Source organism: Phycicoccus mangrovi, from assembly GCF_018729305.1.
GTDB classification, from domain to species: domain Bacteria; phylum Actinomycetota; class Actinomycetes; order Actinomycetales; family Dermatophilaceae; genus Phycicoccus; species Phycicoccus jejuensis.
Genome location: NZ_JAHHWP010000004.1, coordinates 139,638 through 160,431 on the forward strand (window position 1 = coordinate 139,638; position 20,794 = coordinate 160,431).

The 20,794-nt window shown below is 73.1% G+C and carries 20 protein-coding genes; 11 read left to right on the plus strand and 9 right to left on the minus strand.

Annotated elements, in window-relative coordinates; all coding sequences use genetic code 11:
* Positions 1–2 precede the first annotated feature (2 nt).
* Genes KMZ30_RS01710 through KMZ30_RS01725 form a run of 4 tightly spaced genes read left to right on the plus strand, consistent with a single transcriptional unit; the run spans position 3 to position 4,358 of the window.
* Complete coding sequence (locus KMZ30_RS01710; RefSeq protein WP_215511117.1) at positions 3–1,388, plus strand: glutamine synthetase family protein; 1,386 nt, start codon at positions 3–5, stop codon at positions 1,386–1,388.
* 10 nt (positions 1,389–1,398) lie between these two features.
* Positions 1,399–2,784: an aldehyde dehydrogenase family protein gene (locus tag KMZ30_RS01715; protein ID WP_215511118.1), complete on the plus strand. Its 1,386-nt coding sequence runs from the start codon at positions 1,399–1,401 to the stop codon at positions 2,782–2,784.
* A gap of 51 nt (positions 2,785–2,835) precedes the next feature.
* Positions 2,836–3,603, plus strand: a complete 768-nt coding sequence (locus tag KMZ30_RS01720) for a 3-oxoacyl-ACP reductase (RefSeq protein ID WP_030527902.1) — start codon at positions 2,836–2,838, stop codon at positions 3,601–3,603.
* Positions 3,604–3,611: 8 nt separating this feature from the next.
* The gene (locus KMZ30_RS01725; RefSeq protein WP_215511119.1) at positions 3,612–4,358 is read left to right on the plus strand and encodes a gamma-glutamyl-gamma-aminobutyrate hydrolase family protein; all 747 of its coding nucleotides are present in this window, start codon (positions 3,612–3,614) and stop codon (positions 4,356–4,358) included.
* Positions 4,359–4,371: 13 nt separating this feature from the next.
* On the opposite strand, the gene KMZ30_RS01730 is transcribed toward KMZ30_RS01725, so the two are convergent.
* The gene (locus KMZ30_RS01730; RefSeq protein WP_215511120.1) at positions 4,372–4,791 is read right to left on the minus strand and encodes a MarR family winged helix-turn-helix transcriptional regulator; all 420 of its coding nucleotides are present in this window, start codon (positions 4,789–4,791) and stop codon (positions 4,372–4,374) included.
* A 49-nt stretch (positions 4,792–4,840) separates the two neighbouring features.
* Between KMZ30_RS01730 and KMZ30_RS01735 the strand changes: the two genes are divergently transcribed.
* Both KMZ30_RS01735 and KMZ30_RS01740 read left to right on the plus strand, forming a co-directional pair.
* Entirely contained in the window at positions 4,841–5,983 is a 1,143-nt protein-coding gene (locus tag KMZ30_RS01735) for a phosphotransferase (protein ID WP_215511121.1), read from the plus strand.
* A gap of 21 nt (positions 5,984–6,004) precedes the next feature.
* A complete protein-coding gene (locus KMZ30_RS01740; protein ID WP_308279524.1) occupies positions 6,005–7,129 on the plus strand; it encodes an MBL fold metallo-hydrolase in 1,125 nt (374 codons plus the stop codon).
* Positions 7,130–7,151: 22 nt separating this feature from the next.
* On the opposite strand, the gene KMZ30_RS01745 is transcribed toward KMZ30_RS01740, so the two are convergent.
* Positions 7,152–7,955, minus strand: coding sequence for an LLM class flavin-dependent oxidoreductase (locus KMZ30_RS01745; protein ID WP_215511122.1), 804 nt, complete (start codon positions 7,953–7,955; stop codon positions 7,152–7,154).
* Between the two features lie 386 nt (positions 7,956–8,341).
* Between KMZ30_RS01745 and cimA the strand changes: the two genes are divergently transcribed.
* Positions 8,342–9,934, plus strand: a complete 1,593-nt coding sequence (gene cimA / locus KMZ30_RS01750) for a citramalate synthase (protein ID WP_215511123.1) — start codon at positions 8,342–8,344, stop codon at positions 9,932–9,934.
* A gap of 6 nt (positions 9,935–9,940) precedes the next feature.
* On the opposite strand, the gene KMZ30_RS01755 is transcribed toward cimA, so the two are convergent.
* From KMZ30_RS01755 to KMZ30_RS01780, 6 genes are all read right to left on the minus strand, one after another.
* Entirely contained in the window at positions 9,941–11,125 is a 1,185-nt protein-coding gene (locus KMZ30_RS01755; protein ID WP_215511124.1) for an ABC transporter ATP-binding protein, read from the minus strand.
* A gap of 32 nt (positions 11,126–11,157) precedes the next feature.
* Complete coding sequence (locus KMZ30_RS01760; RefSeq protein WP_215511125.1) at positions 11,158–11,997, minus strand: carbohydrate ABC transporter permease; 840 nt, start codon at positions 11,995–11,997, stop codon at positions 11,158–11,160.
* Complete coding sequence (locus KMZ30_RS01765) at positions 11,994–12,932, minus strand: carbohydrate ABC transporter permease (protein WP_030527908.1); 939 nt, start codon at positions 12,930–12,932, stop codon at positions 11,994–11,996. Before KMZ30_RS01765 ends, KMZ30_RS01760 begins: the two co-directional genes overlap by 4 nt.
* Positions 12,929–14,182 carry an ABC transporter substrate-binding protein gene (locus tag KMZ30_RS01770; RefSeq protein ID WP_215511126.1) on the minus strand — a complete coding sequence of 418 codons (1,254 nt, stop codon included), beginning with the start codon at positions 14,180–14,182 and terminating at the stop codon, positions 12,929–12,931. The genes KMZ30_RS01765 and KMZ30_RS01770 overlap by 4 nt, the downstream gene beginning before the upstream one ends.
* Positions 14,183–14,310: 128 nt before the next feature.
* Positions 14,311–15,621, minus strand: coding sequence for an MFS transporter (locus tag KMZ30_RS01775; RefSeq protein WP_215511127.1), 1,311 nt, complete (start codon positions 15,619–15,621; stop codon positions 14,311–14,313).
* Positions 15,622–15,729: 108 nt separating this feature from the next.
* Positions 15,730–16,149: a hypothetical protein gene (locus KMZ30_RS01780; RefSeq protein ID WP_215511128.1), complete on the minus strand. Its 420-nt coding sequence runs from the start codon at positions 16,147–16,149 to the stop codon at positions 15,730–15,732.
* A 164-nt stretch (positions 16,150–16,313) separates the two neighbouring features.
* Here KMZ30_RS01780 and KMZ30_RS01785 point away from each other — a divergent pair, with 164 nt between their 5' ends.
* Entirely contained in the window at positions 16,314–17,690 is a 1,377-nt protein-coding gene (locus tag KMZ30_RS01785; protein WP_215511129.1) for a 13E12 repeat family protein, read from the plus strand.
* Here KMZ30_RS01785 and KMZ30_RS01790 read toward each other — a convergent pair.
* Positions 17,643–18,563, minus strand: a complete 921-nt coding sequence (locus KMZ30_RS01790) for a 3-methyladenine DNA glycosylase (protein ID WP_372447487.1) — start codon at positions 18,561–18,563, stop codon at positions 17,643–17,645. The two genes, KMZ30_RS01785 and KMZ30_RS01790, sit on opposite strands and share 48 nt — an antisense overlap.
* 130 nt (positions 18,564–18,693) lie before the next feature.
* Here KMZ30_RS01790 and KMZ30_RS01795 point away from each other — a divergent pair, with 130 nt between their 5' ends.
* The 3 genes from KMZ30_RS01795 (at position 18,694) to KMZ30_RS01805 (ending at position 20,784) form a co-directional block, all read left to right on the plus strand.
* A complete protein-coding gene (locus KMZ30_RS01795; RefSeq protein WP_215511131.1) occupies positions 18,694–19,620 on the plus strand; it encodes an SGNH/GDSL hydrolase family protein in 927 nt (308 codons plus the stop codon).
* 29 nt (positions 19,621–19,649) lie between these two features.
* A complete protein-coding gene (locus KMZ30_RS01800; protein WP_215511132.1) occupies positions 19,650–20,420 on the plus strand; it encodes a fumarylacetoacetate hydrolase family protein in 771 nt (256 codons plus the stop codon).
* 85 nt (positions 20,421–20,505) lie between these two features.
* Positions 20,506–20,784 (plus strand): hypothetical protein, encoded by a 279-nt coding sequence (locus KMZ30_RS01805; protein WP_215511133.1) that lies wholly within the window; start codon positions 20,506–20,508, stop codon positions 20,782–20,784.
* Positions 20,785–20,794 lie beyond the last annotated feature (10 nt).

Genomic DNA, 20,794 nt, shown 5'->3' on the forward strand with positions numbered 1-20,794 from the left:
CCATGACGACCCCGACCCACCTCGGCGGACCGCCGCGCCTGACCCTCGAGCAGCTGCGGACCGACGTGGCCGACGGCACCGTCGACACCGTCATCGTCGCGTTCACCGACATGCAGGGACGGTTGCAGGGCAAGCGGATCCACGCGGCCTTCTTCCTCGAGCACGTCCTCGACGGCGGGACCGAGGGCTGCAACTACCTCCTCGCCGTCGACGTCGACATGAACACCGTCGGGGGCTACGCGATCTCGTCGTGGGAGCGCGGCTACGGCGACATGTTCTTCGACCTCGACCTGTCGACGCTGCGGCGGACCCCGGCTCACCCGGGGTCCGTCACCGTCCAGTGCGACCTGTCGTGGCTCGACGGCTCGGGCGAGGTCGTGCAGTCGCCGCGGACCATCCTCAAGAAGCAGGTCGCCGCGGCGCAGGAGGACGGTTGGGGCGCCTTCGCCGGCACCGAGCTCGAGTTCATCCTCTTCGAGGACTCCTACGACAGCGCCTGGGACCGGCGCTACCAGGGCCTGACCGGGGCCAACCGCTACAACGTCGACTACTCGATCCTCGGCGGCAGCAAGGTCGAGCCGGTCCTGCGCGAGATCCGCAACGAGATGTACCGCGCCGGGATGACGGTCGAGTCGGCCAAGGGCGAGTGCAACCTCGGCCAGCACGAGGTCGGCTTCCTCTTCGACGAGGTCCTGCGCACCTGCGACAACCACGCCGTCTACAAGACCGGGGCCAAGGAGATCGCGGCCCGGCACGGGCAGTCGCTGACCTTCATGGCGAAGTACGACGAGCGCGAGGGCAACTCGTGCCACGTGCACCTCTCGCTGCGCGGCACCGACGGCGAGATCGTCTTCGCCGACGACGACCGCGAGGGCGGTCGCTCCGAGCTCTTCGACCACTTCCTCGCCGGACTGCTCGCGACGATGCGCGAGCTCACCTACTTCTATGCGCCGAACATCAACTCCTACAAGCGGTTCGCCGCCGGGTCCTTCGCCCCGACCGCTGTCGCGTGGGGTACCGACAACCGCACCTGCGCCCTGCGCGTCGTCGGCCACGGCGCCGGCCTGCGCGTCGAGAACCGCGTCCCCGGCGGAGACGTCAACCCCTACCTCACGGTGGCCGCGATGATGGCCGGCGGCCTGCACGGCATCCGCGAGGGCCTCGAGCTCCCCCCGGTTTGCGAGGGGAACGCCTACACGGGCGAGTACGACCACGTCCCGACGACCCTCGCCGAGGCGCGGGACCTGCTCGCCGACAGCGCGGTGGCCCGCGCCGCGTTCGGCGACGAGGTCGTCGACCACTACGTCAACGCCGCCGACGTCGAGATCACCGCGTTCAACGCGGCGGTCACCGACTGGGAGCGGGTCCGCGGATTCGAGAGGCTGTGAGCACCCAGCGATGAGCACCACCACGCACGACGTCATCGACCCGGCGACCGAGGAGGTCGTCACCACGGTCACCCTGGCCGGCGTCGAGGAGACGGACGCCGCGGTCGCCCGGGCCGTCGAGGTCGGGCCGGCCTGGCGCGCCGTCGCGCCCGCCGACCGCGGGATGCTCCTGCGGCGCTTCGCCGACCTCGTCGAGGAGCACACCGAGGAGCTCGCGCGGCTCGAGGTCCGCAACGCGGGGCACACCATCGGCAACGCCCGCTGGGAGGCCGGCAACGTCGTCAACGTCCTGCGTTACTTCTCCGCCGCTCCGGAACGCCTCTTCGGCCGGCAGATCCCGGTCGCGGGCGGCCTCGACGTGACCTTCCGCGAGGCGCTGGGCGTCGTCGGCATCATCGTCCCCTGGAATTTCCCGATGCCGATCATGGGCTGGGGGATGGCCCCCGCGCTCGCCGCCGGCAACACGGTCGTGCTCAAGCCGGCCGAGCTCACCCCGCTCACCGCGATGCGCATCGGCGAGCTCGCGCTCGAGGCCGGCCTTCCCGAGGGCGTGCTGCAGGTGCTGCCCGGCGCCGGCGCCGTCGTCGGCGAGCGCTTCGTCACGCACCCCGACGTCCGCAAGATCGCCTTCACCGGCTCGACCCGGGTCGGGCAGGGCATCATGCGCGGCGCCGCCGAGCACCTCAAGCGCGTGACGCTCGAGCTCGGCGGCAAGTCCGCCAACGTCGTCTTCGCCGACGCCGACCTCGACAAGGCGGCGGCCGCGGCCCCGATGAGCTTCCTCGACAACGCCGGCCAGGACTGCTGCGCCCGCACCCGGATCCTCGTGCAGCGCAGCGTCCTCGACGCGTTCATGGAGCGCTTCGAGACCGCCGTCCGCGACGTCGTCGTCGGCGACCCGGGCGACGAGGCGACCCAGATGGGCCCGCTCGTCAGCGAGCGCCAGCGCGAGACCGTCCGCGGCTACGTCGACGGCGCCGACGGGCACGACGCGGTCGACGTCGCCTTCCGGGGCAGCGCTCCCGAGGGCGCCGGCTGGTGGTACCCGCCGACCGTCGTCCTGCCCTCGGGCACCGAGGACCGGATCTGGCGCGAGGAGGTCTTCGGGCCCGTCGTCGCCGTCCTGCCCTTCGAGGACGAGGCAGAGGCCGTCGCAATGGCCAACGACAGCGCCTACGGGCTCTCCGGCTCGATCTGGACGCGCGACGTCGGCCGGGCCCTGCGCGTCTCGCGGGGCATCGAGGCGGGCAACCTCTCGGTCAACAGCCACTCGTCCGTCCGCTACTCCACGCCCTTCGGCGGGTTCAAGCAGAGCGGCATCGGCCGCGAGCTCGGGCCCGACGCCCTCGACGCGTTCACCGAGGTGAAGAACGTCTTCATCTCGACCGAGGACTGAGCGCCGCTCCACCCGACCACCCACCGCACCACCCAGCACCGAGGAGAGAACATGTCAGGCAGGCTCGCGGGCAAGGTCGCCGTCGTCACCGGCGGCTGCTCCGGCATCGGCCTCGCGACCGTGCGTCGCTTCGCCGAGGAGGGCGCGACCGTCGTCGTCGCCGACCTCGCCGACGAGGCGGGCGAGGCGCTCGCCGCCGAGATCGGCGGCACGTACGTGCACTGCGACGTCGCGTCCAAGGACGACGTCGACGCCCTGTTCGCCACGGCGAAGGAGAAGCACGGCCGGGTCGACATCGCCTTCAACAACGCGGGCATCAGCCCGCCCGACGACGACTCGATCCTCGACACCGACCTCGACGCGTGGCGCCGGGTGCAGGAGGTCAACCTCACCTCGGTCTACCTCTGCTGCAAGGCGGTCATCCCGATGATGCGCGAGCAGGGCGGCGGCTCGATCATCAACACGGCGAGCTTCGTCGCGGTCATGGGGGCGGCGACGTCGCAGATCTCGTACTCCGCGTCCAAGGGCGGCGTCCTGTCGATGACCCGCGAGCTCGGCGTGCAGTTCGCCCGCGAGGGCATCCGGGTCAACGCCCTCTGCCCGGGCCCGGTCAACACGCCGCTGCTCAAGGAGCTGTTCGCCAAGGACGCCGAGCGCGCCGCGCGCCGCCTCGTCCACGTGCCGATGGGTCGCTTCGGCGAGCCGGAGGAGATGGCGAACGCGGTGCTCTTCCTCGCCTCGGACGAGTCGAGCTTCATGACCGCCTCGACCTTCCTCGTCGACGGTGGCATCTCGGGCGCCTACGTCACGCCGCTCTGAGCCCGGCCGTGCCCACCCACCGCCCGGTCATCGGGATCACCTGCTACGTCGAGGACGTCGACCGCTACCCCTGGGTGGGACAGCGCAGCGTCGTCCTGCCGCACCGGTACGTCGCGCAGGTCGAGGCGGCGGGTGGGGTGGCCGTCGTCCTGCCCCCGCGACCCGACGTCGACGCGCCGCTCGCCCGAACGGTGCTCGAGCGGGTGGACGGTCTGGTCGTCGCCGGGGGAGCGGACGTCGAGGCCGGCCGCTACGGCGCGCAGCCGCACCCCACCTCCCAGGCGCCGCGGCCCGACCGCGACGCCTGGGAGACGGCCCTGGTCCGGGCGGCCGGGGAGGTCGACCTGCCGGTCCTCGGCATCTGCCGGGGGATGCAGGTGATGGCGGTCGCGGACGGCGGGGCGCTCGAGCAGCACCTGCCGGACCGTGTCGGGCACGAGGCGCACTGCCCGAGCCCCGGCGTCTACACCTCGCACCACGTCGACCCGGTGCCGGGGAGCCTCCTCGCGTCCGTCGTCGGCGAGCTGCCGCTCGACGTGCCGACCTACCACCACCAGGCGGTGCTCGCGTCCTCCCTGGAGGGGTCGGGCTGGGTGCCGGCGGCGTGGCACGGCGACGGGACGCTCGAGGCGATGGAGGACCCGCGGGCCCGCTTCCGCCTCGGGGTGCAGTGGCACGCCGAGGAGGGGGAGCTCGCCGACCTGTTCGTCGCGCTCGTCCGCGCGGCCGCCGACGTGGCGGCGCTCCGGCCCTGAGCGGGACCGGGGCTCAGGCGCGGGCGTCGCGCCCGAGCTCCTCGAGCACCCGGCGGAAGCCGGCGTAGCGCCGCGGACCCACCTCGGCGGCGAAGGTCTCCTCGGCCCGGGCCATGGCGTCCCGGGCTCGGGCGAGGAGCCGCTCGCCCTCGGGCGTGAGCCGGACGCGGCGCACGCGGCGGTCGCCCGGCTCGGCGTCGCGGCGCACGAGGCCCGCGGTCTCGAGCTGCGTGACGAACTGGCCGCAGCCCTGCTTGGTCATCCCGAGGCGCTCCGCGAGGGCGGTGACGCTGGCGCCCTCCGCCGGCACCGCGTCGAGGACCCGGACGTGCGAGAAGCGCAGCCCGGGACCGAGCAGGCTCGCGACCTCCGACCGCAGGCGTCCGAAGAGCCGCCCCAGCAGCTCGGGCAGGATCTCCTTGACGTCGGTCACAAAGTCACTTTACCGTCTGGGTGGTAAACCGACTTTACGAGGAGGGGGCATGGTCGCCACCGACGCCCTCGGCCCGGCCGCCGTCGACGACGACGAGCTCGCCCGGATGCTCGCTGCCCACCTCGCGCTCGACGGCCCGGCCGCGGTGCGCGACGTCGAGGTGAGCGAGTTCGCCTACGACCTCGTGGCGATCACGACGCGGTCGCGGCACCTCGTGCGCGGGACGCTCGTGACGTCGGAGGGGGAGCGGCCCTTCCGGCTCTTCGTCAAGGTCGTCCAGGCCTGGGAGCGCTCGCCGCTCTTCGCGCAGGTGCCCGAGCACCTGCGGGCGGTGGCGGCCGCCGGGGTGCCCTGGCGCACCGAGCCGCTCGCCTACCGCTCGGACCTCGCCCACCGGCTGCCGGCGGGGCTGACGATGCCGGCCGCGATCGCCGTCCGTGACCTCGACGACCTGTCGTGCGCCGTCTGGCTCGAGGAGCTCGACGTCGTCGACGAACCGTGGGACGGGCACCGGTCGACCCGCGCCGCGCGCCTGCTCGGCCGCCTGTCGGGCAGCCCGCGCGTCGCGCCGCTGGCGGGCGTCGGCGGCGTCCGGTTCACGCTGCGCGACTACCGCGACGGGCGCCTGGCGCACCAGGTCGTGCCGATGCTGCGGGACGACGGCGTGTGGCGCCACCCGCTCGTCGCCGACGCGTTCGACGCCGACCTGCGCGGGCGGCTGCTCGAGGCGGCCGGGCGCGCGGGCGAGCTCGTCGAGGAGGCGATGGCCCTGCCGCACCTGCCCGCCCACGGGGACGCCTGCCCGAACAACCTCCTCGCCGTGCGAGGGGTCGACGGGTTCGTCCTCGTCGACTACGGCTACTGGATGCCGATGCCGGCCGGCGCCGACCTCGGCCAGCTGCTCGTCGGTGACGTCCAGACCGGCCGAGCGCCCGCCGGCGACCTCGCCGGTCGCGACGCCGCCCACCGCGCGGCCTACGTCGCGGGGCTGCGCGAGGAGGGCTGCGACGTGCCCGCGGAGGTCGTGGCCCGGGGTCACGCCCTGCACCACCTCCTGCTCACCGGGCTGTCGAGCCTGCCCTCGGAGCACCTCGGCGCCGAGCCCTCGCCGGCGCTCACCGCGCTCGCGCGCGACCGGGCCGCCATCGCCCGGTTCTGTCTCGACAGGGTGGACGAGACCGCCACCGGCTGACGCCGGGGTGACAATGGGCCGGTGAGCCGACTCAACAGACTGGCCGTCGCCGCCGGCGCCGCGAGCGCCCTCGGGGCCCTCGCCGCCGCCGGGCGCGGCGTGGGCGCCGCCATGGGGGCCCGACCGGACGGGGTCCGCCTCGAGCGGATGCGGCGCTCGCCGCACTACCGTGCGGGCGCCTTCCACAACCGCCGCCGCGGGACGGCGTCGATGCCGACGAGCCAGCGCGACGTGCTGGAGCGCTACCGGGCCAACGCCGAGACGCGCCGGCCGGCGGGGCCCATCCCCGTCGTCAGCGCGCACCGGGAGCCCGCGACCGAGGGCCTGCACGTCACGTGGTTCGGCCACGCGAGCGCGCTCGTCGAGCTCGACGGGGTCCGCCTCCTCCTCGACCCGGTGTGGAGCGAGCGCTGCTCGCCGAGCCAGCACGTCGGGCCCCGACGCCTCCACGCGACGCCCGTGCCCCTCGAGGCGCTCGGGCGGATCGACGCGGTCGTCATCTCGCACGACCACTACGACCACCTCGACATGGCGAGCATCCAGGCGCTCGCCGCGGGCACCGACGCGGTCTTCGTCGTGCCGCTCGGCATCGGCGCGCACCTCGACGTCTGGGGCGTGCCCGGGGCGCGGGTCGTCGAGTGCGACTGGGGCGAGGGCCACGACGTCCGCGGCGTGCGGGTGACGGCGGTCGAGTCACAGCACTTCTCGGGTCGCGGCCTGCGCCGTGACGGGACGCTCTGGGCGTCGTGGGTGCTCGCCGGCCCCGGCGGGCGCGTCTTCTTCAGCGGCGACACCGGCTACTTCGACGGCTACGCGGGGATCGGGGCCGAGCACGGCCCGTTCGACGTCTCGCTCATGGCCGTCGGCGCCTACGACGCCGCGTGGCGCGACATCCACCTCGACCCCGAGGAGGCGGTCCGCGCGACCGTCGAGCTCGGCGGCGGCCTGCTGCTGCCGATCCACTGGTGCACGTTCGTGCTCGCCCCGCACCCGTGGGCCGAGCCGGTCGAGCGCCTGCTCGTCGCCGCGGCGACCGAGGGCGTCCAGGTCGCCGTCCCGCGCGTCGGCGACCGGGTCGACGTGGCGGACCCGCCCGGCCTCGACCCGTGGTGGGAGGCGGCGGCCGCCCTCCCCGTGCGAGCCTGAGCACCGCCCCGGCCCCGGAGGGTCAGCCCGGACCCCGGCCCGTGGCCCGTACCGGGCCGCGACGGACCGCGGCCAGCATCTCCTCCGCCGGGCCCGGGTGGACGAACTCCAGCCACCACGTGGCACCGCCCCGGGCCGCGGCGTCGACGGCGGCGCGCTCGGCCTCCATCGAGGACAGCCGACGCCGTCCACCGATGGCGACGTCGAGGGGTGCGTCCGCCCGGCCGGCCTCCCGGCGGTGCCGCGCCACCGCCTCGCGCAGTCGGAGCACGTCCTCGGTCGTGTGGTCGCTCCACCGCCCGGTGTCGGCGAGCTTGTAGGGCACGACACCGTCGACGCGGGCCGCCCGCCGGGCCACCGCCCCGGCCTCGGTGCTGCCGCCCACCCAGACGGGCACCCGCCCAGACAGCCGTCCGAGCAGCAGGTCGAGACGCTCGTCCACCTGGGGACCGCGCGCGCGGGTGGTGTCCCACAACGGGTTCAGCGCTGCGCCGCGCTCGCCGGGGTCGCCGGCACCCACCCCGAGCACCACGCGCCCGCCGGAGAGGGCCTGCAGGGTCATGGCCCCCCGGGCGAGCCCGACGGGGTCCCGCGCGAGCAGCCCGGTGACCGTCGTCCCCAGGGTGACCTTCTGCGTCCGTCCCGCCACGAGGGCGAGGACCAGCCAGGGGTCGGAGGTCGAGGGGTTCTCACCGCGGTAGTACTCCAGGTAGTCCTCGAGGAAGACGCCGTCCCAGCCGGCGCGCTCGGCCTCGACACCCAGCTCGACCAGCAGGTCGGCCGGGACGTCGTCGCCTCCGCAGGGGAGCTCGAGCCCGTACCTCATCCCGCCACGGTAGGAGGGCCCGGTGACATCGAGCCGTCCGTCGCCGCCACGATGTGGACGGGTGCTGGCCGCCCGCCCGGCCCCGTGCCACGCTGGGCTCGTGACGTTCCGTGACGCGGCCACCACCGCGATCATCATCGTGTAGCGCGACGAGAGCACTTCCTCGTCGCGCAGACCTCCCGCACCCCGGGAGGTCTTTTCGTTGGGAGGGACGTCACCCGGGAGGGTGCGGCCGGACCGACGGAGACGGTCGACCGCCCACCCCCGCGGGCGACCGGGCACCGGCGAGGCGATGATGGAGCACGAAGCACCACGCGTCGACGCCCCGGCCCGCACGGGCCGGGGCACGGGCGCCGGGAGACCGGCCTGACTCGCGGATGGATCCGATGACCGACCTGCACGTGTACGACACGACCCTGCGTGACGGGGCGCAGCAGGAGGGGCTCAACCTCTCCGTCGCCGACAAGATGGCGATCGCGGCGCACCTCGACGAGCTCGGGGTCGGCTACATCGAGGGCGGCTGGCCGGGGGCCAACCCCAAGGACACCGAGTTCTTCGCCCGGGCCGCCCGCGACCTGCGGCTGCGCAACGCCACGCTCGCTGCGTTCGGCGCCACGCGCCGGGCCGGCGGCCGTGCCGACACCGACCCGCTGGTGCGCGCGCTCCTCGACAGCCGGGCGCAGGTCGTCACGCTCGTCGCCAAGTCGCACACCGGGCACGTCGAGCGCGCGCTGCGCACGACGCTCGTCGAGAACCTCGAGATGGTCCGCGACACCGTCTCGTTCCTCGTCGGGGAGGGCCGCCGGGTCTTCCTCGACGCCGAGCACTTCTTCGACGGCTACCGCACCGACCGCGACTACGCCCTCGAGGTCGTCCGGGCCGCGATGGAGTCCGGCGCGGAGGTCGCCGCACTCTGCGACACCAACGGCGGGCTGCTGCCCGGCGAGGTCGGCGGCATCGTCGACGACGTCGTCCGCACGACCGGCGCGCGCGTGGGCATCCACTGCCACAACGACACCGGCTGCGCCGTCGCCAACTCGATGGCCGCCGTCGACGCGGGCGCCACGCACGTGCAGGGCACGGTCAACGGCTACGGGGAGCGCACCGGCAACGCCGACCTGCTGACCGTCGTCGCCAACCTCCAGCTCAAGCAGGGTCGCACGCTCCTCGAGCCGCACCGTCTCCAGGAGGCGACCCGGATCGCGCACGCCATCGCCGAGGTGACCAACGTGCCGGCGTACTCGCGCCAGCCGTACGTCGGCTCGAGCGCGTTCGCGCACAAGGCCGGCCTGCACGCGAGCGCCATCAAGGTCGACCCCGACCTCTACCAGCACCTCGACCCCAAGCACGTCGGCAACGACATGCGGATGCTCGTCTCCGACATGGCCGGGCGCGCGTCCATCGAGCTGAAGTCCCGCGAGCTCGGCTTCGACCTCGACGCCTCCGACGCGGACGACGCCGCGACGCTGCGCCGGGTGCTCGCCGCCGTCAAGGAGAAGGAGCTGCGCGGGTACACCTTCGACGCCGCCGACGCGAGCTTCGAGCTGCTGCTGCGCCGCGAGCTCGACGGCGGCCTGCCCGCGTTCTTCGAGACCGAGTCGTGGCGGGTCATCACCGACGCCCGCGGCGACGAGGACGCGCTGTCCGAGGCGACCGTCAAGGTGCGCGCGGCGGGGGAGCGGCACGTCGAGACCGGCGAGGGCAACGGGCCGGTCAACGCGCTCGACCACGCGCTGCGGGCCGCGCTCGCCACCACCTACCCGGAGCTCGCCGGCCTTGAGCTCATCGACTACAAGGTGCGCATCCTCGACGCCGCCCACGGCACCGACGCCGTGACGCGCGTGCTCATCGAGACCTCCGACGGCACGACGTCGTGGACGACGATCGGGGTCGCGGCGAACATCCTCGAGGCGAGCTGGGACGCGCTCGTCGAGTCGGTCACCTACGGGCTGGTCCGCGCGCAGGTGCCGCCCCGCTGACGCGCGTCAGGCGTCGGCGTGCTCGCCGACGCCGGCGGTGAGGTTGCGGCCGCTGCCGACGTCGAAGACGTGCATCTTCGAGGTGTCGACCCACAGCTCGGCCTCCTGCCCGGCCCGGACGCGCGCCGCGGCGTCGAGCCGCGCCGTGACCGTCGTGCCCTCACCGACCATGTCCTGCCCGGTGTCCTTCGCGAGGTCCTCGAGGTCGCCGGAGGTGACCTGCTCGCCCTGGACGGTGAAGTAGGCGTAGACGTCGGAGCCCATCGACTCGACGAGGTCGACCGGCACCGTGACGGTGGCGCCCGGCTTGTCGCCGACGAGGGAGGCGTCCTCGAAGTGCTCGGGGCGCAGCCCGATGAGCACCTGCTTGCTGCTCGACTCCTGCACGGCGCGGCGGACGGCGTCCGGGACGGTCAGCTCGCCGAGGCCGGTCTGCAGCCGGTCGCCCTCGATCGTCGCCGGGAGGAAGTTCATCGACGGGCTGCCGATGAAGCCGCCGACGAACAGGTTGGTCGGGTGCTCGTAGAGCTCGGTGGGGGAGCCGACCTGCTGGACGATGCCGCCGCGCATGACGACGACGCGGTCGCCGAGGGTCATCGCTTCGGTCTGGTCGTGCGTGACGTAGACGGTCGTCGTGCCGAGGGCCTTCTGGATGCGCGAGACCTGCGTGCGCATCTGCACCCGGAGCTTGGCGTCGAGGTTGGACAGCGGCTCGTCCATGAGGAAGGCCTTGGGGCTGCGGACGATCGCGCGGCCCATCGCGACGCGCTGGCGCTGCCCGCCGGAGAGGTTGGCCGGCTTGCGGTCGAGGTGGTTGGTCAGCTCGAGCATCTCGGCGGCCTCGCCGACCTTCTGGTCGATCGTCTTCTGGTCGACCTTGGCGAGGACGAGCGGGAAGGCCATGTTCTCGGCGACGGTCATGTGCGGGTAGAGCGCGTACGACTGGAAGACCATCGCGATGTCGCGGTCCTTGGGCGCCTTGTCGTTGACGACCTGGCCGTCGATCCGCAGCTCGCCCTGGGTGATGTCCTCCAGCCCGGCGATCATGTTGAGGGTCGTGGACTTCCCGCAGCCCGAGGGCCCGACGAGGATGATGAACTCCCCGTCGCGGATCTCGAGGTTGAGGTCGTCGACGGCGAGGGCGCCGTCCGGGTACCGCTTGACGACGTGGTCGAGGACGATCTCTGCCATGGGGTGCTCCTTCGTGGTCCGGGTCGCGGGCGTCAGCCCTTGACCGCTCCCGAGGTGAGGCCGGCGACGATCCGCCGCTGGAAGAACAGGACGAACAGGACGATCGGGATGGTGATGACGACGGCGGCGGCCGCGATCGCCGCGGTGGGCTTCTCGAACGTCGTCGCGCCGGTGAAGTACGACATCGCGGCGGGCACGGTGCGCGCCGAGTTGGTCGAGGTGAGCGAGATCGCGAAGAGGAAGTCGTTCCAGCAGGCGATGAAGACGAGGATCGCCGTCGTGAAGACGCCCGGGAGGGCGAGCGGGGCGATGACCCGGCGGAACGCCTGGTAGGGCGTCGCGCCGTCCATCTGGGCGGCCTTCTCGAGCTCCCAGGGGATCTCGCGGAAGAACGCCGACAGGGTGTAGATGCCCAGCGGGAGCGCGAACGTGATGTACGGGAGGATCAGCCCGGGCCAGGTGTCGAAGATGCCGATCGCCGTCTCGATCTTGAACAGCGGTGTCACCAGGGCGATCTGGGGGAACATCGAGATGAGCAGCGACGTCGCGACGATCGCCCGCTTGCCGGGGAACTCGAGCCGGGCGATGGCGTAGGCGGCCATCGTCGCCAGCGTCAGGGCGATGCCGGTGGCGATGAGGCAGATGCCGATCGAGTTGACCAGCGCCCGGATGAAGTCGCTGTTCCGGAAGATGTCGCGGTAGGCGGTGGTGTCCGGGTTGAGCGGCAGGAAGTTGCCGTCGTTGAGGGTGTCGTCGCCCTTGAGGGACAACGAGATGATCCAGATGATCGGGACGAAGGCGTAGACGAGGACGATCGCGTTGGCCGCGCTCCAGCCGATGCGCCGCCGGGGGGTGATGGGGACTGCAGTCATCGGGACCCGCTCCCTCCCGGGGCCGCGGCCCCGAACAGCTTGACGAACAGGAAGGCGATGATCGCGGTGGTGATGAAGATGAGCACCGCCATCGTCGACCCGATGCCGAGGTTGAGCCCGCGGATCAGGTTGTTGTAGGCCACCATCGACACCGACGAGGTGTCGTTGCTGCCCCCGGTCAGCACGAAGATGTTGTCGAAGACGCGGAAGGCGTCGAGCGTGCGGAAGAGCAGCGCGACGAGGATCGACGGCTTGATGAGCGGGACCGTGACGCGCCAGAACCGTTGCCACGCACTGGCTCCGTCCATCGACGCCGCCTTGAGGAGGTCCTCGGGGACGAGCGCCAGCCCGGCCATGAGCAGCAGCGCCATGAAGGGCACCGTCTTCCAGACCTCGGCGAGGATGATGATCCAGATCGAGGGCCATCGGTCCGTCAGCGGTGCCGAGTCGCCCGCCAGCCACCCGATGCCCTGCGTCCACGCGAACCGCCACGAGAACGCGGCGACGACGGTGACGATGGCGTACGGCACGAGGGCCGAGGTGCGCACGAGCCCGCGGCCGACGAGCGTGCGGTGCATGACGAGCGCGAGCAGCATCCCGAGCACGAGCTCGGCGGCGGCGCCGATGACGGTGATGAACATCGTGATGCCGAAGGACTGCCACCAGATCGGGCTCGTCAGCACGGTCACGTAGTTCGAGAGGCCGACGAACTCGTTGGCGTCCGGCTTGCGCAGGTCGGCCTTGAAGAACGACAGGTAGATCGCGTAGGCGATGGGGTAGGCCGCGACCGCGAGCATGACGAGCACGGCGGGGGCGCAGAGCATGAGCCCCAGGCGCTGCTCGGCGCGACGGCCCTCGCTGGCGCGCTTGCGGGCGATGACGAGGCCCTCGTCGGGCTCGGGAGCGGCGACCGCCGGCGGCGTCTGGGTGCTCACGGGAGGATCCCCTTGCCGTCGATGGCGTCCTGGATCTCGGTGCGCAGGGTGTCGGCCGTGCGTTGTGGGTCGATCTGCGACGGTGGCGACAACGTCGACGACACGATGGTCGAGATGTTCTGGTAGAGAGGCGTCTTGGGCCGCGGGACGGCGGTCTCGAGCTCGGCGAGGATGTCCTCGTACATCGGGTAGGCCTCCTGGAACTCGGGGTCGTCGAAGACCTCCTTCAGGACCGGGACGTTGCCGGCGTCGAGGGCGCCGTTGAGCTCGGCCTCGGGGTTGCGCAGGCACATCGCGGCGTCGAAGGCGAGGTCGGGGTGCGTGCTGTAGGTGCTGATCGCGTAGTTCATCCCGCCGAGCGTGGCGCGGGCGGGCTCGCCCTCCTTGAACTGCGGGAGCTTGGTCCAGCCGAGGTCGTCGGCGACCTCGGGGTTGGCCTCGCGCATCGCCGAGAGCATGTACGGCCAGTTGATGGCGAACGCCGCCTGGCCGTTCTGCATCTGGGCGAAGACCTCGGGCTCCTGGCTGTTGGAGAGGGAGGCGCTCGCGAGCCCGTCGGTGGCGAGGCTCTTGAGGATGCCGAGCGCCTCGACCGTCCGCTCGTCGACGGTCGGCTTCGTGCTGTCCTCGTTGACGAGCGTGCCGCCGAGCGAGGACAGGATCGTGTTGAAGCCGACGACGTAGCCCTCGTACTGCGCGGCGGTGAGGCCGATGACGTAGGGCTTGTTCTCGGACTTCAGCTGCTGGGCCCGGTCGACGACCTGCTGCCACGTCGTCGGCGCGTCGGGCACGAGCGACTTGCGGTACCAGAGGAGCTGGACGTTGGTCGTCCGCGGGATGCCGTAGAGCTTGTCCTTCCACGTCGCGGTGTCGATCGGCTGCTGGAGCACACCGTCCGTGGCGGCCTGCGCCTGCTCGCCGGTCAGCTCGCGGATCCACCCGGCCTCCGCGAACTCCGCGGTCCACGTGACGTCCATCCCGAGGATGTCCATGCCCTCGTCGCGGGCCGCGAGCCGGCGGACGAACTGCTCGCGCTGGCTGTCGGCGTCGCTGGGGATGAGGTTGGGGCGGATCGTGTAGCGGCCCTGGGCGGCGGTGTTGCAGGCGTCGAGGATCTTGCTCCACCCCGCGTCGGAGGTGCTGCCGTAGACGTTGATGACGGGAGTGCCGCCGTCGCCGTCGCTGCAGGCCGCGAGCGCCGCCACCGAGGCCGCGACCACCCCCAGGCCCGTGAGTCGTCGCAGTCGCATCGGCCCGCTCTCCCTCCGTTGGGTGCCGTGCCCGACGGTGACCTGGGTCACAGCCGGTGGAGCGACCCTAGGTGCAGGTGGGCCTCAGGGCAACAGGTGGGAGCGGTCCGTGTCCGGGCCGTGACCTCTCACGCCAGATGGAAGCGCTTGCGGCACACGGTGATCGTCACGAGTGACAGCGCTGCCACCGCCATGAAGTAGAACGCGGGGGCCGAGAGGCTGCCCGTGCGGTCGATGAGGAACGTGAAGATCGCGCCCGCGAAGCCGCCGAAGACGAGGACACCGAGGTTGTAGCCGACGGCCATCCCGGTCGTGCGCACGTTGGTCGGGAAGAGGTCGTGGTACAGACCGGGCAGGGGGCCGAAGTACGAGGCCATGACCGCGCCGAACACGACCTGGACGACCGTGAGGACGGCGACGGTCGGCACCGCGACGAGCAGCTGGAAGAGGGGCCACGCGACGACGAGGCCGGCGACGGCGGCGACGGTCATGACGCGGGCCGGGCCGACGCGGTCGGCGAGCCGCCCGACGAAGGGGGTGCCGACGAGGGTGACGACGCCGGCGATCATCCCGCCGAGAAAGCCCGCGTAGCCCGGCAGGTCGAGGCTCTTCACCGCGAAGGTCGGCATGTAGAGGATGAGGTAGACCGAGATCGACGCGAGCGCGACGGCGCCGGCCGCCGCGAGCAGGCGGCCGAGGTGCGTGCTGACCGTGGAGCCCAGCGGGGAGTCGAGCTTCTCGGCGTGCTCGAAGTCGGCGGTCTCGTCCATCTTGCGGCGGATGTACCAGCCGACCGGGCCGATGAGCATCCCGACGAAGAACGGCACGCGCCAGCCCCACGTGTAGAGCGCGTCGCGGGACAGGAAGGTGGTGAGCCCGAAGCCGAACGCGGAGGCGAGGAACATCGCCGCGCCCTGGGTCGCCACCTGCCAGCTGCCGTAGAAGGCGCGTCGGTCGGGCGCCGACTCGACGAGGAAGGTCGTCGCGGTCCCGAACTCACCACCGGCCGAGAACCCTTGCACGAGACGGGAGGCGAGCAGCCAGAGGCCGGCCGCGACGGGTCCGACAACGGCTGCGGTCGGGGCGACGGCCATGAGGCCCGTGCCCACCATCATCGTGAGGATGGTCATCGACAGGGCGCGCTTGCGCCCGTGGCGGTCGGCCCAGTTGCCGATGACCGCGGCGCCGAGCGGGCGGATGAGGTAGGACACCGCGAAGGTGAGGAAGGTGAGCATCAGCGCGGCGAAACCGGAGACCTCGGGGAAGAACAGCTCGCTGATGACGACCGCGAAGCTCGAGTAGACGATGATGTCGAACCACTCGAGGGCGTTGCCGATCGAGGAGGCGACGACAGCCTTGCGAGCCTTCGTGACGGCCTCGGGCGACGCCTCCCCTGGGCGGTCGTGCGACGTGCTGACGTGGTGGTCGGTGCTGGCCATGGCCTCGACCCTCGCACCGCGTCGCGGCCGATGGTGGTTCGGATGCGCACGGGTTCCACGCGGTCCGCGATGCGGGACGGGGTCGATCGTCGGGTGCGCGGACGCCCGTCACGAGGCGGGAGACGCCACCCACACACCCTGCGCGGCGCAGGCCGCGGGGACGACGACACCGGCGACGCGGTGGTCGGTGCGCTCCTCGCCCGGCTCGAGCGCCACGCCGCCACCGACCTCCATCGGGTCGCCGAGCGCGGCCGACGGCCGGCCGGGCACGTGGACCGTCGCCGGGCCGTCGGTGGTGACCGACGTGCCGGCGGGCCACACGACGACCGTCTCGTCGACGCCCAGGCACCCGCCGACGTCCGTGAGGCGTCCCGAGAGCAGAGCGTCGTCCCCGGAGTCGGTCCGTTCCGCCACGAGCACCGTGACCCCGTCGGCGTCCAGGACCTGACCCGAGTCGGACGCACAGCCGACGAGCAGGGAGCCGGCACACACCGCCGCGAGCGCTGGGACGAGTCGGTCGAGGATCACCCCCCGATCGTGACAGCCATCCACGGCGCGGTCCACGGTCGGATTCCCGGCGTGACTGTCTCACCATTCAGCTCCCCATCTTCCCCTGGTCGACCTCGCCGGGCCCGGACCCCGTTGTCGGTGGCTTCTCCTAGAGTGTGGAGCACAGGGAAAGGGGGCGACCGATGGGCGCGATCTCGGTGCAGGACAGCGGAAGTGCCGCTGCGCCCGCGGACGTCGTCGCTTCCCTGCGTGCCGCGTTGGCCACCCTCGACGCCGGGGCCGTGACGGACCACGAGCGCGTCGCGCTGGTCGCCGAGCTGGAGCGGCTCAAGGCCGCGGCGGCGGCCTGCCAGGCCCGCGCCACGGACGCGCTCCGCCGCTCGCGCGAGGTGGTGGCGCCGCACGACGTGGCCCGCTCGGTGGGCTCGGAGGTCGCCCTCGCCCGCCGCGAGGCCCCGAGCCGCGGGGACCGGTACGTCGGCCTCGCGCGGGCGCTCGTGCACGAGATGCCCTGCCTGATGGCTGCCCTCACCGACGGGACGACGAGCGAGTGGGCCGCGGTCGAGGTGGTCCGCGAGACTGCGACGCTGACCCGCGAGGACCGGGCCGAGGTCGACCGCCGCATCGCCGACGCGCTCCCGCGACTCTCCGCGCGAGCGGCCGGCCGGGCCGCCGCCCGGGTGGCCGCCGAGCTGGACGCCGCGTCCGTCGTCCGCCGGATGGAGGCCGCGGTGCGGAGCCGGCGGGTGAGCGTTCGTCCCGCTCCCGACGGCATGGCCTACCTCACGGTGCTCGGACCCCTGGACGAGGTCGTCGGCGCGCACGCCGCCCTCCTGCGCCGGGCCAGGAGCGTGGTCGGTGGGCAGTGCGAGGACGAGGCGCCCGACGGGCGGGGCGTCGGTGCGGTCAGCGCCGACACCGCCCTGCGCCTGCTCTCCGGGCGTGCGGACGGGCAGGTGCAGCCCGTCGAGGTGCAGCTCGTCATGACCGACCGCGCCCTCCTCGGCACCGGCGACGCCGACCGCCCGCTCGACGAGCCCGGGCGCGTCCCCGGCCACGGGTCGGTGCCGGCGCCGGTCGCCCGCGCCTGGGTCCGAGGTGCCGGCCCCGCGTCCGTGTGGCTGCGCCGGCTCTACACGACGCCCGACGGGCGGGACCTCGTCGCGATGGACTCCCGCCGCCGCACCTTCCTCGGGGGGCTGCGCCGGATGCTCGTGCTGCGCGACGACGTCTGCACCACCCCGTTCTGCGACGCACCGATCGTCCAGGCCGACCACGCCCACCCTGCCCACGACGGCGGGCCCACCAGCGCCTGGAACGGCAACGGGAAGTGCCTGCGCTGCAACCTCGTCAAGGAGGCGCCCGGCTGGTTCGTCACCGTCACACGCGGCTCACCCCACGAGCTGGTCACCCGCACCCCGGCCGGGCACTCCTACCGTTCCCTCGCACCGCCCCTGCTCGGCTGGGGGAGCGAACCGCACCCACCACCGGGCGCCGACGAGCGAGGCGGCTCAGTGCTCGAGCGACGCATCGACTGGTTCTTCGCGACCGCCGCCTGAGCCCGCGACTCCCTGCTCGAGCACCTGGACGAGCCTGCGCCGCAACGCGTTCGACCGGACCGTGAACTCACGCTGCCGCGTCAGGTACTCGGTCTTCCCCTCGGACGTCTCGATGCGGACCGGCTCGTACCCGAGCTCGACCAGGTCGTACGGCGAGGCCTGCATGTCGAGGACGCGGATGTCGCGTGCCAGGTCGAACGCGTCCGCCGTCAGGTCGCTCGGGACGAGCGGCGCGAGCTTGAACGCCCACTTGTAGACGTCCATCCCCGCGTGCAGGCACCCCGGCTGCTCGTGCGCGATCTGCTCCTCGCGCGTCGGCCGCAGCTGGTTGAGCGGGGCGGCCGACTCGGTGAAGAAGCGGTAGGCGTCGAAGTGCGAGCACCGCACCGCGTGCCGCTCGACGACCTCGTCGGTGCCCCGCGGGCCGAGGCGCAACGGCCATCCGGTGTGGCGGACGTCGTCGGCCGGTAGCCGGTGCACCATCGCCCACTCGTGCAGCCCGAAGCACCCGAGGTGCGGGGGCCGCGAGAGCGTGGCCGTCAGCAGCCCACGGACGAACGAGACCGTGCCGCCCCGCGCCCCGAGGAACGACGCGAGGTCCAGCCGCACGCCGTCACCGACGACCTCGTGGTGCCGCCACCCGGCCCGCTCCGTCTGGGCCGCACCCTCGAGCAGCACACCCGCACCGGGGTGCCACCGGCGCAGCTTCGCGGGGGAGTGGTTGTAGTAGCGGAAGAGGAAGTCCTCGACGGGGTGTGCCCGCCCGTCGGCGCGACGCGTGCGGTGGCCCGCGGTCGCGGCGTCGACCCGCTCGGCGTGGGCCCGCTCGAGCCCACGCCACTCCTCGCGGGCCAGGACGACGGTCACCCGCACCACGGTAGCCGCGACGGGCGCGCGCCCCGGGCACACCCGGGAGCCCTCGGGCGTTGGACGCGGGTGAGGATGGAGGTGCGGCCACCGCCGCGCCCCGCCAGCGTCCAGCCACCGACCCGGAGGTCCACCCGTGCGCCGCCCCGCGCTTCTCACCGCCGCGCTCGCCGCGCTCGCCCTCGTCGGCGGCTGCACCATCGGCGGTTCCGAGCCGGACCCCGCCACCTCGTCGGCCCCGGCGCCGGCCGCGAGCACCCCGTCCGCCTCCGCGTCGCCGTCCGCGTCCGCGTCGGCCGCCCCGGACGGGCCCGTTGTCCTCGCCCTCGGCGACTCCCTGGCCGCCGGCTACCAGCCCGGAGGCAGCGAGCGGCGCGACACCGCCTACCCGGCGCTCGCCGCGGCGCGGGTGTCCCAGGGCGGCACCGATCTCGGCGTCGCGAACCTCGCCTGCAGCGGCGAGACCACCGGGACCCTCCTCGACGGCGGCCGCTGCGACTACGCCGAGGGCAGCCAGCTGGCCCAGGCCGAGACCTTCCTCCGTGAGCGCGGCTCCGACGTGCGGATGGTGACGCTCGACATCGGCGGCAACGACCTGCTGCGCTGCGCGGCCCGGCTGCAGGTCGACGCGGCCTGCGCCGAGAAGGGCGTGCAGACCGTCGCGAGGAACCTGCCGACCATCGTCGAGCGGCTGCGCTCCGCCGCCGGCCCCGACGTCCCCGTGCTCGTCCTCGGCTACTACAACCCGTGGCTCGCGGCCTCGTACCTCGGCACCGGCGAGGCCCAGCTCGACGCCGCGAAGACCGCCTACTCCGGGCTCGACGCCGCCATCGAGAAGGCGACCAAGGCCGCCGGAGCGCGCTACGTCGGGCTCGACGCCGCCTTCGCGTTCGACGACGAGTCGCCGACGACCTTCAACGGCCGCGAGGTCCCGACCAACGTCGCGCAGGTCTGCACCCTCACCTACATCTGCACCGCCTTCGACGTGCACCTCACCGACGAGGGCGCGGCCGTCGTCGGCCGCGTCGTCGCGGACGCCGCCCGCAAGGCCGGGGTCTCCTGACCCGCAGGACCGGTCGGTAGGCTCGCGCCATGCGCATCGCGAGGTTCACCACCGGGGACGACCCCGTCTACGGCCTGGTCGACGGGGCCGGCGAGAAGATCGCCGAGGTCACCGGCGACCCCCTCTACCAGCGGATCGAGCTGACCGGCGCCACGCACCTCGTCGAGGACGTGCGGTTGCTCGCCCCGGTCATCCCGCGGAGCAAGGTCGTCGGCATCGGCAAGAACTACGCCGACCACGCGGCAGAGATGGGGACGGACGTGCCCGAGGAGCCGCTGATGTTCCTCGTGCCCAACACCGCGGTCGTCGGCCCGGGCGACCCCGTCGTCCTGCCGCCGCAGAGCAGCGAGGTCCACTACGAGGGCGAGCTCGCGGTCGTCATCGGCCGGATGTGCAAGGACCTCGAGCCGGAGGACGCGCTCTCGGTCGTCTTCGGCTACACCTGCGCCAACGACGTCACCGCGCGCGACCTGCAGCGCTCCGACGGCCAGTGGGCGCGCGCCAAGGGCTTCGACACGTTCTGCCCGCTCGGGCCGTGGATCGAGACCGATCTCGACGTCTCGTCCCTCTCGGTCGTCACGCGCCGCGACGACGAGGTCGTCCAGGACGGCACGACGAGCGACATGGTGCACGGGGTCGCCGCGCTCGTGTCGTACGCGTCCAAGGCCTTCACCCTGCTGCCCGGCGACGTCATCCTCACGGGCACTCCGGCGGGCGTCGGGCCGGTCGAGGCCGGCCAGCGGGTCGAGGTCGAGGTCGAGGGCATCGGGGTCCTGTCCAACCCGTTCGTCCGGCACTGAGCGCCGGTGCGCCCGGCCGCGTTTCGCGCCGGGCGCCAGGGGGCATGGTCGGGATGACGACGTCCCGACCCCCGAGGAGCATCCCGTGACCGAGCAGGACCGCCCCGAGACCACCGACGACGCCTCCGCCGCGGAGGCCGCGACCGAGGCCGCCCAGAACGTCGTCGACGAGGTGACGTCGTGGGAGTACAGCGGCGAGCGCGAGACCATCGAGGGCGAGCTGGACCGCGGCCTCGACGAGGCCGGCGTCGCCCTGGACCCCGCCGAGCGCGAGCGCGTCGTCGACGAGATCGACGAGGTCAAGGACGACGAGACCGCCGGCTCGCCCGACGTCGGCGACGCCCGGCCCGCGGACCAGGCCTGACCGGGCCGCC

Coding starts and splice junctions, on each gene's coding strand:
- KMZ30_RS01710 (WP_215511117.1), top strand. CDS start 3: ATGACGACCCCGACCCACCTCGGCGGACCGCCGCGCCTGACCCTCGAG.
- KMZ30_RS01715 (WP_215511118.1), top strand. CDS start 1,399: ATGAGCACCACCACGCACGACGTCATCGACCCGGCGACCGAGGAGGTC.
- KMZ30_RS01720 (WP_030527902.1), top strand. CDS start 2,836: ATGTCAGGCAGGCTCGCGGGCAAGGTCGCCGTCGTCACCGGCGGCTGC.
- KMZ30_RS01735 (WP_215511121.1), top strand. CDS start 4,841: ATGGTCGCCACCGACGCCCTCGGCCCGGCCGCCGTCGACGACGACGAG.
- KMZ30_RS01745 (WP_215511122.1), bottom strand. CDS start 7,955: ATGAGGTACGGGCTCGAGCTCCCCTGCGGAGGCGACGACGTCCCGGCC.
- cimA (WP_215511123.1), top strand. CDS start 8,342: ATGACCGACCTGCACGTGTACGACACGACCCTGCGTGACGGGGCGCAG.
- KMZ30_RS01755 (WP_215511124.1), bottom strand. CDS start 11,125: ATGGCAGAGATCGTCCTCGACCACGTCGTCAAGCGGTACCCGGACGGC.
- KMZ30_RS01760 (WP_215511125.1), bottom strand. CDS start 11,997: ATGACTGCAGTCCCCATCACCCCCCGGCGGCGCATCGGCTGGAGCGCG.
- KMZ30_RS01770 (WP_215511126.1), bottom strand. CDS start 14,182: ATGCGACTGCGACGACTCACGGGCCTGGGGGTGGTCGCGGCCTCGGTG.
- KMZ30_RS01775 (WP_215511127.1), bottom strand. CDS start 15,621: ATGGCCAGCACCGACCACCACGTCAGCACGTCGCACGACCGCCCAGGG.
- KMZ30_RS01785 (WP_215511129.1), top strand. CDS start 16,314: ATGGGCGCGATCTCGGTGCAGGACAGCGGAAGTGCCGCTGCGCCCGCG.
- KMZ30_RS01800 (WP_215511132.1), top strand. CDS start 19,650: ATGCGCATCGCGAGGTTCACCACCGGGGACGACCCCGTCTACGGCCTG.